The sequence below is a fragment of the Hyalangium minutum genome (assembly GCF_000737315.1).
In the GTDB taxonomy this organism is placed as follows: Bacteria; Myxococcota; Myxococcia; order Myxococcales; family Myxococcaceae; genus Hyalangium; species Hyalangium minutum.
Genome location: NZ_JMCB01000006.1, coordinates 917,741 through 932,156, shown reverse-complemented (window position 1 = coordinate 932,156; position 14,416 = coordinate 917,741). Strand labels below are relative to the sequence as shown.

Sequence of the window (14,416 nt, the reverse complement as noted above, 5' to 3'; positions counted from 1 at the left end):
CCTCTTCAGTCCTGAAGCCTCCGGAGGCATACGAACAGCACAGGCGCTCGAATTTCCCGGGGAATGGGTCCATACTTCACTTCTGAAGGATGGGAATTCAATGATGAAGCTCGTCCGCGACCTGCCCTTGAAGGACCGCAGTCCCCGTAAGCCCCTGTACGTGCAGGTGGTGACGCAGCCCGCGCTGCACGGGTGCTGGTCGGTCAACATCAGCGAGACGGGGATCGGCCTGGTGGCCAGTCCTCTGGGCGGTGCGACGGAGGGGCCTCGGGAGGGCGAGGAGCTGGAGATGGCGTTCTCGCTGCCGGACTCCCATGCGCGCATCCGGGTGCGCGGAGTGGTGCGGTGGCGGCACGACACGGAGGGCGCCGAGGGCGGCACCGTGACGGCGCTCGGCCTGGCCTTCCTGTCCTTCGAGGGCTCGGATCGCGTCACCCTGGCGCGCTACCTGGTGGAGAGCGCGCTGCACGTGGCGGTGGCGTTCGCGACGGAGGAACAGGCGCGCACCTTGCGCACGGCGCTGGAGGGGCACGCGCGGCTGGGCTTCGCGCAGACGCCCGCGGAGGTGTACGCGCTGCTGGCGCGCGGAGACGTGGCGGTGCTGCTGGTGGCAGGCACGGACGAGGTGCGGGCGCTGTCGCTGGTGGAGCAGCTGGCCTCGCGACGGATGGACGAGGTGGATGCCACGGGGGCCGCGCCGCCGAGTGATTTGGCCGCGCGCATCGTCCACTGCGCCCCCGCGGCACCGGAGCGGCTCCTGGAGCTGTTCAACTCGGGGAGCCTGTTCCGGACGCTGGGGCCCTCGTTTGGGGTGGAGGAGGTGCGGCAAGCGGTGCTGGACGCGGGGCGCGAGCACGGCGTGCGCACCGAGCAGCGGCGCATGGGCCTGGAGCTGGAGCGCAACCTGCTGCGCGAGCGCGCGCTGATGAGCGGGACGCCTGGGGCTCCGGCTCCGGCGGCGGGCGAGGGCCCGGGGTTCTCCAGCCCGGCGATGCAGCGGGTGATGGAGCTGGTGCGCGTGGCGGCGCCCCACCGGGTGGCGGTGCTGCTGCAGGGCGAGACGGGCACGGGCAAGGAGGTGCTGTCGCGCATCATCCACCGGCTGAGCGGGCGCGAGGATGTGCCGCTGGTGGTGCAGGACTGCGGCGCGCTCACGGAGACGCTGCTGGAGAGCGAGCTCTTTGGCCACGTGAAGGGCGCCTTCACGGGCGCGGTGGCGGACCATCCGGGCCTGTTCGTGCTGGCCGATGGCGGCACCATCTTCCTGGATGAAATCGAGAACACCACGCCGAACCTCCAGGCCAAGCTGCTGCGCGTGCTGGAGGGTGGGGATGTGCGGCCGGTGGGCGGCACGCAGGTGCGCCACGTGGATGTGCGCGTGGTGGCGGCGAGCAACAGAGACTTGGGCCAGGAGGTCCGCGCTGGGCGGTTCCGTGCGGACCTCTTCTACCGGCTCAACAGCTTCACCATCGACTTGCCCCCGCTGCGGGAGCGGCCCGAGGACGTGCTCTCCCTGGCGCGGCACTTCCTGGAGCTGTTCAACCGGTCGCAGAAGCGCTCGGCGAGCGGCATCGCGGCGGATGCGGAGGAGGCGCTGGTGGCGTACGCGTGGCCGGGCAACGCGCGCGAGCTGCGCAACGTGATGGAGCGCGCGGCGCTGCTGTCCAAGCCGGGGGAGATGGTGACGCGGCGGCTGCTGCCTCCCAGCCTGGTGGGCGCGCGAGCCGGGAACACGGGGACAGGAGGCTCGCTGAAGGCGCGGATGGAGCACATGGAGCGGGAGCTGATCCGCGAGGCGCTGGAGCAGCACGACGGCGTGCTGCGGCGCGCGGCGGTGGCGCTGGGCATGGACGCTGTCACCCTGGGGCGCAGGGCCCGCCGCCACGGGCTGTGGAAGGGCAGCTGACCCAGCCCCGCGGGAGGCTCAGAGCTCCAGCACGCAGCCGTCGCGCGCGTCCACGTAGCGCGCCCGGGCGCCCCACAGGAGCACCGCCGAGGTCTCCACCGCCTTGCGCTCCCTGTCGATGGTGAGCTGGGCCACGGACGGGCTGGCCTTCACGAAGGCGCGGCAGAACGCCTCATCGCGCTCCATCACGAAGAGGCACGTGCACGCATCCTTGGCGGTGTACGCCGTCACGAGCACCAAGTCATTGTTCTCGTACCGCCGCCGGCCGGCGCTCTCGCACGAGGCCAGCACCGGCACCAGGGCTCCGAGCAGCACCGCGAGCACCGCGCGCCTCATGGCGTGCCCTCCACCAGGGCGATGGCCCGCTTGACGAAGGTGTTGAAGTCGAAGCCTGGGTTGCGGTCATCCGCCATGCGCACCACGATCAGATCCAACGAGGGGATGAGGGTGACGGACTGGCTCCAGTGGCCTCGCATGGCGAAGGCCTCCTCGGGGACGTCCGGCCAGGGCTTCTCGTCCTGCAAGCCCGGCACGCGGCGGTTGAGCCAGAACTGGCGGCCCTGCACGTCGCCCGGATCCCAGTCCACGCGCTTCTGCTTCAGGGGCTCGGAGACAGCCACCGAGGCGGCCATCCACCCCTCGGGCAGCAGCCGCTCGCCCTCCCAGCACCCATCATTGAGGAAGAAGAAGCCCAGCTTCGCCCAGTCGCGCGGCGTGGCGTGCATCAGCGAGGAGCCCACCAGCACGCCCTTCCCATCGCGCTCGAAGACCGCGCTGCGCACGCCCACCTTGTCCAGCAGCAGCTTCCACTCCCACCCGTCGCCGAAGCGGGGCTTCATCGCCGCGCCCACCACCCCGGCCAGCAGTGTGGTGTCTCCCGAGGAGTACTCCCAGCTCGTGCCGGGCTTGTCCCTCAGCGCGTGCGCGGTGATGAAGGCCACCATGTCCCGGCGCCCCTCGCCGTAGAGCATCGCCAGCACCGAGGACGTCTGCAGCGAGCCGTTCTCGTAGCCCTCCTTCCAATCCAGCCCCGAGCCGAACTCGAGCAGGTGGCGCACGGTGATGGCGCACGCGGCCTCGTTCGTCGCCTTCACGTGCTTGCAGATGGAGTCGTCCAGCGTCAGCACGCCGTGGGCCACCGCCAGCGCCGTGAACGCGTTCGTCACGCTCTTGGACATGGACCAGCCCAAGTGCCGCTGCTCCGGCTTGAAGCCGCGCGCATAGCGCTCGTACACCAGGCGCCCGTGGTGGATGAGCACCACCCCGTCCGTGCGCACCCCCTTGCGCTCCTCGTCCTGGCCCTCCAGCGTGAAGGCGTAGTCCTCGAAGGCCTTGAGCGCCTCTTCGCGCCCGGCGGGCAGCGTCCCGGTGGACCACTCCTTCGTGGGCCACTCCGCGCGCTCCGGACACGCCGCCCCGGCCAGCCTCGGCACCGAGACGAGCGCCATGAGCAGCACCAGCGCGGCCGGCCGGGCCACCTTCGTCACCACCGTGGCCAGCACCACCGCCTCCACCAACGCCAGCAGCGCCACGTCCCCGAGCCTCCGCGCCGAGGCGCCCGCCCACACCGCGCCCACCAGCATCAGCACCTGGGCGGCGATGGCCGCTCCCACCGCCCGTCCCCAGCGCGGCCTCCCCGGCTCCAGGCGCGGGCCCACCCAGGCCTCCGCACCCACCACGGAGAGCGGAGGCACCCCCACCACGAGGAGCAACACCGGCAGCGCGGCCAGCACCGTGTTGGTGCCCAGCGCGCCCACCCACCGGCCCGCCCGCAGCGCCACCAGCGCTCCCACCAGCGCCACGGCCGCGTTCACGGCCCACCGCAGCGCAGTCCTTCGAGGAGCGCTCAACCCCCCGGAATCTGGGGACTTTCCTTCTGGAGAATTCAACACTCCCGGTGAATGCGGCGAGGACATGGGTCGCAGTCTTACCATCCACCGCGAGCGCCTGCCTCGGCCACTTCCCGTGTGAAGCAGCCCCGTGCCACACTCAGAGTGTAGCCACGGCCCGGGGGGGGCCCGCCTTGCAGACTGAGTTCATGGTGAGGCGCTGGCACCCGCTGGCGCGCCTGGCGGTCTTCGCCCTGCTGTATCCGGCTCTGGTGTGGATAGGGCGCAAGCTGTGCTTTCCCTCCGTGCATGCCGCCCCCGTGTGGTTTCCCAGTGGCCTCGTGCTCGCGGCGCTGCTGGTCACCCGCCTCCGTCACTGGCCCGTGGTGGCCCTCGCGGCCATCGCGCTGGGGACCCTTTCGCCCCACCCGAACCAGCCCTGGTGGCTCACCCTCCTGAGCTCCACCTGTGGTGCACTCGAGGGGGTGTTGGGCGCTTTTCTCATGCGGCGCTTCGTGGGGCACCGCACCGATCTGCACCGGGTGCGCGACGTCATCGGGCTGGTGACGCTGGCCGCCGGGGTGAGCGCTCTGCTGACCTCGCAGCTCGCCGTGGGCCTCCGCTCGCTGGCCAAGCCGGACGCCTGGGAGCAGTACGGACGGACCTGGGAGGTGGTCTGGCTGAGCGATGCCATGGGCATCCTCGTGCTCACGCCGCTGCTGCTCATCTGGCTGCAGGACTGCAAGGACTGGCCCTCGCGGCGCCGGTGGGAGCTGGGGGCGCTCGTGCTGGTGCTGGGCCTGGCCTCCGACGCCATCTTCAGCGTGAAGCTCTCGGAGCAGTGGACCTTTCACCCCCTCATCTACCTGGCCTTTCCCTTCATCCTCTGGGCCGCCCTGCGCTTCGAGGGCCACGGCACCACCGCCGCCACCCTGATCCTCTCGGCCGTCGCCATCTGGCACACCGACCGCGACCTGGGCCCCTTCGCCCGGCCGGAGCCCGGCGTGCCCCCGAGCGTGCGCGCGTCCTCCTCCGAGGATCCGGAGAACGGCACCCCGAGCCTCTTCCTGCTCCAGTCGTTCCTCGGAGCCATCAGCATCTCCGGCATGCTGCTGGCCGCCGCGCTCGGCGAGCGGCGCCGCGCCCAGCTCAAGGTGTCCGCGCTCAACCAGGAGCTGCGTCAGTCGTTGGACATCCTCGCCAAGACACAGTCGGAGCTGGTGGCGCGCGAGCGGATGGCGGCACTGGGCGAGCTGGCCGCCACCATGGCCCACGAGGTGCGCAACCCCCTGGGCGCCATCGCCAACTGCGTCTCCACCCTGCGCCGCCTGCCCAGCCAACGCTCGAGCCCGCCGGAGCAGGAGCTGCTCGGCATCATGAGCGAGGAGGTTCAGCGGCTGGACGCGCTCATCCACGGGCTGCTGGACTTCGCCCGGCCCGCGCAGCCTCAACCTCGCCCCGAGCCGCTCCAGCCCCTGGTGGAAGAGGCACTCTCCGCGGCGCTGCGCTCCCAGAACACCGGCGTGCCCATCACCGTGCGGCGCCAGGTGGCACCGGGCCTGCCGCCAGCGCTGGTGGACGCGCAGCAGCTGCACATGGCCCTGTCCAACCTCTTCACCAATGCCCTGCAGGCCATGCCCGTGGGAGGCGACCTCCAGATTCGCATCGAGCACGAGCAGGGAGCGGGCGCCTCGCGCCTGAGGCTGTCCATCTCCGACACCGGCGTGGGCATGACGCCGGAGACTCAGCAGCGCATCTTCGAGCCGTTCTTCACCACGCGGGCCCAGGGCACCGGGCTGGGGCTGCCCATCGTCCGGCGCATCATCGAGAGCCACTCGGGCGACGTGGCAGTGGAGAGCGCCCCGGGCCTGGGCACCACCTTCACCGTGCGGCTGCCCTGCGACTAGAAGGGAATGTCGTCGTCCGTGTGCGGAGGCGGCTCGTTGTCACCCATCCCCGGCGACGAGCCACCGCTCGGGTACTCGTCCCCACCCCCGCCACCGCCACCCCCGCGCTGGCGGGCGATCTCCGCCTCGATGGAGGCCAGGAGCGCGCGCTCCTTGTCATGCCAGCGCGACTTGCTGGGGTCCGCCAGCGAGCGCCGGGCGCCGTTGGCGTAGTACTCCAGGTCCTGCATGGTGGCACCGCGGATGGGGCCCCCCTTGCTGCGGCCGTAGTTGGGGAACGTGCCCCCATCTCCACCCCCGCCACCGCCAGAGGCTCCACCGCCAGAGGCTCCACCGCCCATGGACCGCCGGGGCGCCGAGGCGGGCGCCGAGGCCGCGTCCGGAGTGCCACCGATGAAGAGCTCGCCCATGCGCAGCTGGAAGCCGTCGTCCTGCTGGACGGCGGTTCCCACACGCACCTGCTCCACGCGCCCATCGGGGCGCCGCACCGCCACGTAGACCGGATACTCGCTCATGGCGTCCGAATCCCATCCCCCGGCAGGTCTGTCAACGGCCGTGTGACCTGTCATGTCGGGGAGGCCCCGGCACGCGCTCAGTGCAGGGAGACCATGCCCGCGTTGCCCTTCTTGCGCACCCAGGCCTTGGGCTTGGGCGGCTCACGCGGCGTGGCGGGCGCGGCCTCCTTCAGCTCCTTCGCGCCGGCGCGGCCTCGAGGCAGCTTCACCTCCAGTGCGGACTGCGGCGACGCATCATCCACCCAGTCAGCCGGGCGGCGGTTCGTGCGGATCAGCAGGCGCAGCTTCTGGTAGTGCGCCGAGCAGTAGCCCTTGGAACGGCTCGGCCGCTTGCAGCCCTTCACCGCGCAGAGCCGCTCCGCGGAGGAAGCAGCGGGGGCAGCAGGAGCGGCCTTGGCCCGGGGGGCAGCGGCCGCCGGAGCCCGGGCCGCGGGCGGGGTGCGCGGAACAGGGGCCTGTGCCTGGACGTGCCGGAGCGCCACCTGGCGGCCTCTCTCCCCGAGCAGCGGGGCCAGCTGCGCCGTCACCTCGCGCAAGGTCTGCAGCGACGACAGCCCGCGCTCCAGCTGGAGCACGGACTTCTGCAGCGGCCCGAGCTGGCTGCTCAGCTCGCGGCGAATCATCTCTCGAAGGGCTTTCTCAAAGGACATGTGGCGGGACATATACACCCGACAAGCCGCCCCTGTGAGTCTCCCTTGATCTCCTGGTAAAAAAAGAGCCCTGGGGTTTCCCCCAGGGCCCAGTTGCGTAGGAGCTGCCTCGGCCTTAGCGGGCCCGGGCGCTCAGCTTGAACCGCCGGTTGCGACGCCGGGTGCGCGGAACCGCCCACGCCACCCAGAGCACCAACACTGCTGGAATGAACAGTTGAACCATGGCCATCCCCCCTGTGAATCCACCCGTCAGACAGGACGGATGCCCTCCCTGTTGCTGAAATGAGCAGACACCTCCGGTGCGCCCCCGAGGCACCTGCCTCGTGGCCCGAACTCTCGCGGTCTGCTCTGACACTGCCTCTGCGTGCGGGGCCTCAGCCCTCGCCGTGCGCCTTCACCCGCTCCGCCTCCGACACGGACGCACTGTCGGACTGCGACGGGCGAGGCTGATGAGCCTCCACTTCTACTGCCGGAACGGAAGCTGGAGCCTGGGAGGGTGTCGCCCATGCGCGCACCACCGCCACCGCCACCCACAACGCCAGCGCCACCGGAACGAACACATGACCCATGACTGCTTCCCCTGAACGTAAGCGCCGGCCCCAGACGGGCAAGCCAGCCGCTTCCTGAATACGAACCCGCCTTGGCTCTATTTCAGTTACGGCAGTGTACAGCCCGGGTCTGACATTCGTCCCACCTCGCACGTTCCGCGCGTTTGGTGCGGCGCCCGGCCCGCTCTTGCGGCATGGTGCGCCCCACGCAGGAGTCAGAAGAGGACCTCCCACCCATGACGACCGACACGCTGGATCTGCAGTGCATCAATACGCTCCGCACCCTGGCCATGGATGCGGTGGAGAAAGCTCACTCGGGGCACCCAGGCGCACCCATGGCGCTGGCCCCGGTGGCCTATCAGCTGTGGCAGCAAGAGCTGCGCTACGACCCGTCCGGTCCCATCTGGCCCAACCGGGACCGCTTCATCCTCTCCAACGGCCACGCCTCCATGCTGCTGTACGGGCTGTTGCACCTGTCGGGTGTTCGCCGGGTGACGCGCGACTACCGCGTGGAGGAGGTGCCCACCATCTCCATGGAGGACCTCCAGAAGTTCCGCCAGCTGGACAGCGTCACTCCGGGCCACCCCGAGTACCGGTGGACCAGCGGCGTGGAGACCACCACCGGTCCGCTGGGCCAGGGCGTCTCCAACAGCGTGGGCATGGCCATTGCCTCGCGGTGGCTGGGCGCCACGTACAACCGGCCGGGCTTCACGCTGTTCGACTATGACGTGTGGGCCGTGTGCGGCGACGGTGACTTGATGGAGGGCGTGGCCAGCGAGGCGGCCTCCATCGCCGGGCACCTGCAGCTGCCCAACCTGTGTTGGATCTACGACTCGAACCGCATCTCCATTGATGGCAGCACGGACCTGGCCTTCACCGAGGACGTGGGCAAGCGCTTCGAGGCCTACGGCTGGCGCGTGCTGCACGTGGACGACGCGAACGATTTGGCGGCGCTCTCGAAGGCGTACCGCACCTTCAAGGAGCAGCGCGGCAAGCCCACGCTCATCATCGTCAAGAGCCAGATTGGCTACGGCTCGCCCAAGAAGCAGGGCACCGCGGCGGCGCACGGCGAGCCGCTGGGCGCCGAGGAAATCAAGGCCGCCAAGAAGAACTACGGCTGGCCCGAGGACGCGCAGTTCCTCGTGCCCGACGGCGTGCGCGAGCGCTTCCAGGAGCGGCTGGGCGCCCGGGGCAAGCAGCTTCGCACGGAGTGGGAGAAGACGTTCGCCGAGTACAAGAAGCAACATCCGGACCTGGCGGATCAGCTCGAGCGCATGCAGCGGCGGGAGCTGCCCGAGGGCTGGGACAAGGAGCTGCCCACCTTCGCGGCGGATGCGAAGGGCGTGGCCACGCGCGAGTCGAGCGGCAAGGTGCTCAACGCGCTGGCGAAGCACCACCCGTGGGTTCTGGGGGGCTCGGCGGACCTGAACCCGTCCACGAAGACGTACCTGGGCTTCTCGGGGCCGATGAAGCCGGGGGACCCCAGCGGGCGCAACATCCACTTCGGGGTGCGCGAGCACGTGATGGGCTCCATCGTGAACGGCCTGGCGCTGAGCAAGCTGCGCGCGTACGGGGCCACGTTCCTCATCTTCAGCGACTACCAGCGCCCGGCCATCCGGCTCTCCGCCATCATGGAGGTGCCAGCCATCCACATCTTCACGCATGACTCGATCGGCCTGGGCGAGGACGGACCCACGCACCAGCCGGTGGAGCAGCTCCCCAGCCTGCGCGCCATCCCGGGCCTCATCGTCCTGCGGCCCGCGGACGCCAACGAGGTGACGGAGGCCTGGCGCATCATCGCCCAGCAGAAGAGCCACCCGGTGGCGCTGGTGCTCACGCGGCAGGCCGTGCCCACGCTGGACCGGACGAAGTACGCACCGGCCTCGGGAGTGGCCAAGGGCGCTTATGTGCTCTCGGACTCCGAGGGCACACCCGATGTCATCCTCATCGGCACGGGCAGCGAGGTGCATCTGTGCCTGGAGGCCTCCGCGAAGCTCAAGGCCGAGGGCGTGAAGGCGCGGGTGGTGAGCATGCCCTCGTGGGAGCTCTTCGATCAGCAGGACGAGGCCTACAAGCAGTCCGTGCTGCCGGACGCCGTGCGCGCGCGAGTGGCGGTGGAGCAGGCAGAGGTGTTCGGCTGGGAGCGCTGGGTGGGGCTGCGCGGCTCCGTGGTGGGCATGCGCTCCTTCGGAGCCTCCGCACCGCTCAAGGCCCTGCTGCAGAAGTTCGGCTTCACCGTGGACAACGTGGTGAAGGAGGCCAAGGAGACCATCGCCAAGGCCAAGCAGTAGCCCGTGGAAGAACCAGGGCTCGGGCCACTTCCGAGCCCTGGGACAACGGCGGCGTCACTCTTCTTCTCGCGCCGCCGTGTCCGCCACCTCCGTGGCTCCCGCGTTCTTCACCAGCCGCACCGGCTCGTAGCCCGTCTTCCGCGAGATGGCCTCCGCCAGCACGTCCGCGTGCGTCGTCACCCAGATCTGGCTGTGCTTCGACGCGTCCACGATGAGCCTCGCCAGTGGCCCCAGTAGGTCCGGGTGCAGGCTCGTCTCCGGCTCGTTCAACGCCACGAACGGCGGTGGCCTCGGGCTCATCAGCGCCGCCAACAGACAGAGATAGCGCAGCGTCCCGTCCGACAGCTCGCCCGCCGTCATCGGCCGGTTCAGCCCCGGCATCCGCAGCAACAGGCTGAAGCGCCCCTGCGGTGCCTCGATCTCCAGGCGCGCTCCCGGGAACGCGTCGTCCAGCGCCTTCGCCAACCCCCGCACATCCCCAATCTCCTGGATCGTCCTCAGCGCCGCCGCCAGGTCTCTCCCGTCATGCGCCAGCGCCGTCGTCCTCACCCCAATCTGCGGCTGCCGCGCCGGTGCCTCCAGGTCTGTCCGGAACTGGTGGAAGAAGCGCCACGACTTCAACGTCCGCTGCACCTCCGCCAACCGGGGGAACCGCTGCGGCTCGGCCAGCTGATCCAACACCGACTCCGCTTCCCACAGCTGCGTCGGAAACGTCACCCGCTGCCCCTCCGAGTCCCTCAGGAACGCCGTGCGGTCCTTGCGCTCCATCAGCACCGCGCGCCGTCCCCCCGACAGCGCCCACAGGTGCTCCTCCTTCACCTCCGGATCCAACGAGAACAGCGACGCCTGCGACGGATCCGGCGGGATGATTCCGCAGCTCAGCTCGTAGGCCAGCTCGTCCTCCAGCGTCACTCCCACCGTCAGCCGCACCGGCTTCTTCGCCTCACGCGGCCCCGCCCACACCACACTCGGAGTCCCACCCTCCTCCGCCAACGTCCGCGCCAGCCGGCCCTCCGCCGCCGCCTGCAGCAGGTACAGCGCCCGGTACAAGTTCGTCTTCCCGCTTCCGTTCGGCCCCACCACCACTGTCACCGGGTGCACAGGCAACACCAGCCGCCTCACCGAGCGGTACCCCGCTATCTCCAACCGCGTCACTGTCATTGCCGCACCAGCGTAGTGGAAGTCACGTAGGCCCAGGCATGGATCCACACTCCTTACAATCCGCGCTGCCTCGGGCAGAGCCAGCCATTCTCAGACCAAGCCGTGCTCCCGGTTCTTCCGAGTGTAGGTGCACGGAGAGCGCGTCTTCCCAGCTCACACCGAGCGACCAGGCGTCTCCCACCTCGCCCCCTCCATGAGGGACGGACAGCGCGCGGCCTTCGTGTTAAATCAGAAGATCCTCATGGCCGAGCGTGGTGTCGCAGAAGAGATGGCGCAGGCCCTCGCGACGGTCCGCGATGGCTTTCGTACCAGCGCGTCCGAACGCGTGGCGCAGTTGCGCCGCCATGCCGACGCGTGGAAGGCCGGCACTCCCGGTGCCGCCTCCCAGTTCGCCCAGACCGCGCACTCCACCCGAGGCAGCGCCAGCACGCTCGGCTTCACCGAGGTGGCCCGGCTCTGCGCCGAGCTCGAGAAGCTCGCCGAGGGCGGCGACACGGCCTTCTCTCCCCGGATTCCCGGCCTCCTCCAGTCCCTTCAGGAGGCCTTCTCCCATCCGCCCAGCACCCTCCCGCTGGTGCCCCACCGGCCTCGCGTGCTGGTGCGCCTGGCGGACGCGCACCTGGCCAGCGAGCTCGCCCTGCACCTCGAGACGCTCGGCATGGACGCCGTGGCCGCCGCCTCCGAAGAAGAGTCGGTGCGCATCCTCACCTCCGAGCGCCCCGTGGAGCGCGTCGTGGTGGGCCCCGCCGTCCCCACCTCGCTGCGCGCCGCCCTGCGCTCGCTGAACACCCCTCCGCCCGTCGTCCTGCTCGCGCCCGCCGCGGACGTCCGCTCCGTGCCTCGCGAGGGCATTGACGCAGTCATGTCCATCGCCACGCCGCCCCCGGCGCTGGCCCGCGACATCGTCTCCATCCAGCGCGCCAGCCCCGCGCGCTACCGCGTGCTCGCCGTGGATGAGGACTCGACCGTGCTCGCCGCGGCCCGCGCCGTGCTCGAGGCCGCCAGCATGGAGGTGGTGACGCTCAACGACGCGCGCAACCTCTTCTCCAGCCTCCAGCGCCACCACCCGGACCTGCTCCTGCTGGATGTGGCCATGTCCTCGGTGGATGGCTTCGAGCTGCTCACCCAGCTGCGCGCGGACCCCGCGTGGCGCAGCCTCATCGTCGTCTTCCACTCCGCCCGGGACTCCTCGGGAGACCGCGTGCGCGCCTTCCAGCTCGGCGTGGATGACTACCTCATCAAGCCCGTGGAGCCCGCCGAGCTGCGCCTGCGCCTCATGGCCCACCTGCAGCGCCGCACCCTGCAGCGTGCCGCCAGCGACCCCAACGCCCAGGCCCCGCGCGTGGAGCGCCCCACCACCGGTGGCTCGCGCCTGGAGAACACGCCCACCCCGCGGCTGCCCGGCGCGGCCACGCCTTCGCGCCCGGTCCTCCCCGCCACACAGCTCACCCGGCCCCCGATTCCCACCAAGGATCCCCTCTCCACCACCCCCTCCACCCCGCGCCCCACGCAGCCTTCCACCGGGCCCCTTACGCCGCCAGTCCGCTCCCCCACGCCCCCGGGCGAGGCTGCCGCGGCCCCGGCTCGCCCCATCACAGGTTCGCGTCCGACGGTGGAGGGCGCTCAGACCCGCTCGCACCGCATCCTCGTGGCCGACGATGAGCCCGCGCTGCGCCGGGTGCTCCAGCGGCTGCTCGAGGCCGAGGGCTACGTGGTGGAGACCGTCACCGACGGTGAGGAGGCCCTGTCCCGGCTGCTCAACCCCGCGCTCACGCCCGTGGACCTGCTGCTGCTGGACGTGCACATGCCGCGGCGCTCGGGCATCGAGGTGCTCAAGGCGCTGCGCGAGGCCTCCTCGCCCGTGCGGGCCCTCGTCCTCTCCGCGCGCATCCGCGATGAGGACGTGATGAAGCTGTACAACGAAGGCGCCGTGGACTTCGTGGCCAAGCCCTTCTCCATCCATACGCTGCTGGCGCGCGTCACCCGCCTGCTCCCGCAGCGGACGTAAGCCCGGAGCCCCCTTCATGACTCGTACCCTTGGCGCGTGGGCCTGCCTCACCGCTTGCGCCCTCTTCTGCACGGGCTGCCCCTCGGAGGAGCCGCCGAAGAGCAACACCCCCTGGCCCATCCTCGAAGAGCCCGGCGATGCGCTCGACACGGGCGCCCTGGCGCCGTGCATCCACCCCACCCAGGTGGGCAGCGACTGCGGAGAGCTGAGCCGCTTCAACCTGTCTCAGTGCAATCGCGCCTCGCTGGCCAGCGCTCCCGCCGAGGGCGTCTTCATCCTCAAGAACCGCGCGCTGACGTCAGCCTCCTCCACGGGCGGCATCCTGTTCCCCGGCGCGATGAAGCTGGGCAGCGGAACCAGCCCCAGCATCCTCTCGGGTGGCCTCGTCAGCGCGGACTCCCGGAGCGGAGACACCTTCTATCTCCGCCGCGAGTCCACCCTGCCCAACGGCGAACCCTCCCTGACGGCCTACGCGGGCTGCCAGCTCAACAACGCGCAGCAGCTCACCGGCTGCTACGTCGTCTGCCGCAACGGCCAGGTGCGCTCCACGGGCACCTTCGAGGCCTTCCGCGCCACCCGCCGCGAGGGCGAGCAGGAAGCCGAGGGCCTCCAGCTCGGCTCCGAGTCCTTCATCCCCCTGGGCCTGCCCGTGGACATCTACGTGGCGAAGCAGCACGCCTACGTGGTGTCGGTGAACTCGAACGGCCGCACCGGCGGCCTGTCCGTGTTCGACGTGTCGACCCCTGGCGACGTCCGCTTCCGGCGCACGGTGACGATGCCTGGGGACAGCTACTGGAACGGCGTGTGGGCCAAGGGCGACGCGCTCTACGTGGCCAGCGCGTCCCGCGGGGTGCTCGTCTTCGACATCCGCGATCCGGCCAACCCGGCGTTTCTGAGGAACGTGCCAGGCGCCCCCATCGACGTGCACACCGTCTTCGTGGAGGGGGACCGGCTGTACGCCATGTCCCCGAGCCCCAACAGCGAGACGCTCATCTTCGACATCACCCAGCCCACCCAGCCCGTGCTGCTCAACCGCTTCAGCGTGCCGGACGGGCAGACCACGGGCTACCCCCATGACGCGTTCGCATACGAGGGGCGGCTCTACATCAACCACTGGAACCTGGGTTACGTCATCATGGACGTCACCGACCCCACGAAGGAGAAGCAGCTGGGCAGGTACGCGTACGCGAACCAGACCAGCCACGCCAACGCGGTGGGCACCCTCAACGGTCGCACCATCGCCTTCGAGGGCGGTGAGAACTTCGGCGCGCACCTGCGCGTGCTGGACGTGACGGAGCCCGAGGCGCCGGTGAAGATCGGCGAGCTCCAGCTGCGCGAGCAGACCTCCATCCACAACATGGTGCTGGTGGGCACCCGGCTCTACACCGCGTGGTACCACGAGGGCGTGCGGGTGTTCGATGTGTCCGACCCCTCGCAGCCGAAGCAGCTCGCGTACTTCAACACCTTCCGGGAGACGGACTTCGAGCGCGGCTACAGCTTCTACGAAGGCGCGCTCGGCATGCGCGTGCCTGGGGACGGGTATGTGTACGGGGTGGACAGCTCGCGCGGTCTGATGATCTTCCGTGAGCCGTGAGCCCCTC

At 70.4% G+C, this 14,416-nt stretch carries 11 protein-coding genes; 5 read left to right on the top strand and 6 right to left on the bottom strand.

The genetic code is table 11. From position 1 onward, the window contains the following. The first annotated feature begins 103 nt into the window (after positions 1-103). Complete coding sequence (locus DB31_RS19285; RefSeq protein ID WP_157232077.1) at positions 104-1,906, top strand: sigma 54-interacting transcriptional regulator; 1,803 nt, start codon at positions 104-106, stop codon at positions 1,904-1,906. A gap of 18 nt (positions 1,907-1,924) precedes the next feature. Here DB31_RS19285 and DB31_RS19280 read toward each other — a convergent pair whose 3' ends face one another. Beyond that, positions 1,925-2,242 carry a hypothetical protein gene (locus DB31_RS19280; RefSeq protein WP_052420089.1) on the bottom strand — a complete coding sequence of 106 codons (318 nt, stop codon included), beginning with the start codon at positions 2,240-2,242 and terminating at the stop codon, positions 1,925-1,927. After that, positions 2,239-3,756 (bottom strand): serine hydrolase domain-containing protein, encoded by a 1,518-nt coding sequence (locus tag DB31_RS19275; protein WP_240486764.1) that lies wholly within the window; start codon positions 3,754-3,756, stop codon positions 2,239-2,241. Before DB31_RS19275 ends, DB31_RS19280 begins: the two co-directional genes overlap by 4 nt. Positions 3,757-3,929: 173 nt before the next feature. Between DB31_RS19275 and DB31_RS19270 the strand changes: the two genes are divergently transcribed. Then, positions 3,930-5,642 (top strand): MASE1 domain-containing protein, encoded by a 1,713-nt coding sequence (locus DB31_RS19270; RefSeq protein WP_157232058.1) that lies wholly within the window; start codon positions 3,930-3,932, stop codon positions 5,640-5,642. Here DB31_RS19270 and DB31_RS19265 read toward each other — a convergent pair. The 3 genes from DB31_RS19265 to DB31_RS19255 form a co-directional block, all read right to left on the bottom strand. Next, entirely contained in the window at positions 5,639-6,157 is a 519-nt protein-coding gene (locus DB31_RS19265; RefSeq protein ID WP_044189632.1) for a hypothetical protein, read from the bottom strand. The genes DB31_RS19270 and DB31_RS19265 overlap by 4 nt on opposite strands. Before the next feature lie 77 nt (positions 6,158-6,234). Beyond that, positions 6,235-6,807 (bottom strand): hypothetical protein, encoded by a 573-nt coding sequence (locus DB31_RS19260; protein WP_044190151.1) that lies wholly within the window; start codon positions 6,805-6,807, stop codon positions 6,235-6,237. A 374-nt stretch (positions 6,808-7,181) separates the two neighbouring features. Then, on the bottom strand, positions 7,182-7,376 hold the full coding sequence (locus DB31_RS19255) for a hypothetical protein (RefSeq protein ID WP_044189630.1): 195 nt from the start codon (positions 7,374-7,376) through the stop codon (positions 7,182-7,184). Between the two features lie 215 nt (positions 7,377-7,591). Between DB31_RS19255 and tkt the strand changes: the two genes are divergently transcribed. Further along, positions 7,592-9,646, top strand: a complete 2,055-nt coding sequence (gene tkt / locus DB31_RS19250) for a transketolase (protein ID WP_083968444.1) — start codon at positions 7,592-7,594, stop codon at positions 9,644-9,646. Positions 9,647-9,700: 54 nt separating this feature from the next. Here tkt and DB31_RS19245 read toward each other — a convergent pair whose 3' ends face one another. Next, the gene (locus DB31_RS19245) at positions 9,701-10,807 is read right to left on the bottom strand and encodes an AAA family ATPase (RefSeq protein WP_044189626.1); all 1,107 of its coding nucleotides are present in this window, start codon (positions 10,805-10,807) and stop codon (positions 9,701-9,703) included. 241 nt (positions 10,808-11,048) lie between these two features. Between DB31_RS19245 and DB31_RS19240 the strand changes: the two genes are divergently transcribed. Together DB31_RS19240 and DB31_RS19235 are read left to right on the top strand one after the other, a co-directional pair. Then, positions 11,049-12,815: a response regulator gene (locus DB31_RS19240; RefSeq protein ID WP_044190148.1), complete on the top strand. Its 1,767-nt coding sequence runs from the start codon at positions 11,049-11,051 to the stop codon at positions 12,813-12,815. 16 nt (positions 12,816-12,831) lie between these two features. Then, entirely contained in the window at positions 12,832-14,409 is a 1,578-nt protein-coding gene (locus DB31_RS19235) for an LVIVD repeat-containing protein (protein ID WP_044189624.1), read from the top strand. Positions 14,410-14,416: the final 7 nt, after the last annotated feature.

What these genes read in the sequence shown, in the direction of transcription:
- DB31_RS19285 (WP_157232077.1), top strand. Translation starts at nt 104, where the DNA reads ATGAAGCTCGTCCGCGACCTGCCCTTGAAGGACCGCAGTCCCCGTAAG.
- DB31_RS19280 (WP_052420089.1), bottom strand. Translation starts at nt 2,242, where the DNA reads ATGAGGCGCGCGGTGCTCGCGGTGCTGCTCGGAGCCCTGGTGCCGGTG.
- DB31_RS19265 (WP_044189632.1), bottom strand. Translation starts at nt 6,157, where the DNA reads ATGAGCGAGTATCCGGTCTACGTGGCGGTGCGGCGCCCCGATGGGCGC.
- DB31_RS19260 (WP_044190151.1), bottom strand. Translation starts at nt 6,807, where the DNA reads ATGTCCTTTGAGAAAGCCCTTCGAGAGATGATTCGCCGCGAGCTGAGC.
- DB31_RS19255 (WP_044189630.1), bottom strand. Translation starts at nt 7,376, where the DNA reads ATGGGTCATGTGTTCGTTCCGGTGGCGCTGGCGTTGTGGGTGGCGGTG.
- tkt (WP_083968444.1), top strand. Translation starts at nt 7,592, where the DNA reads ATGACGACCGACACGCTGGATCTGCAGTGCATCAATACGCTCCGCACC.
- DB31_RS19245 (WP_044189626.1), bottom strand. Translation starts at nt 10,807, where the DNA reads ATGACAGTGACGCGGTTGGAGATAGCGGGGTACCGCTCGGTGAGGCGG.
- DB31_RS19240 (WP_044190148.1), top strand. Translation starts at nt 11,049, where the DNA reads ATGGCCGAGCGTGGTGTCGCAGAAGAGATGGCGCAGGCCCTCGCGACG.
- DB31_RS19235 (WP_044189624.1), top strand. Translation starts at nt 12,832, where the DNA reads ATGACTCGTACCCTTGGCGCGTGGGCCTGCCTCACCGCTTGCGCCCTC.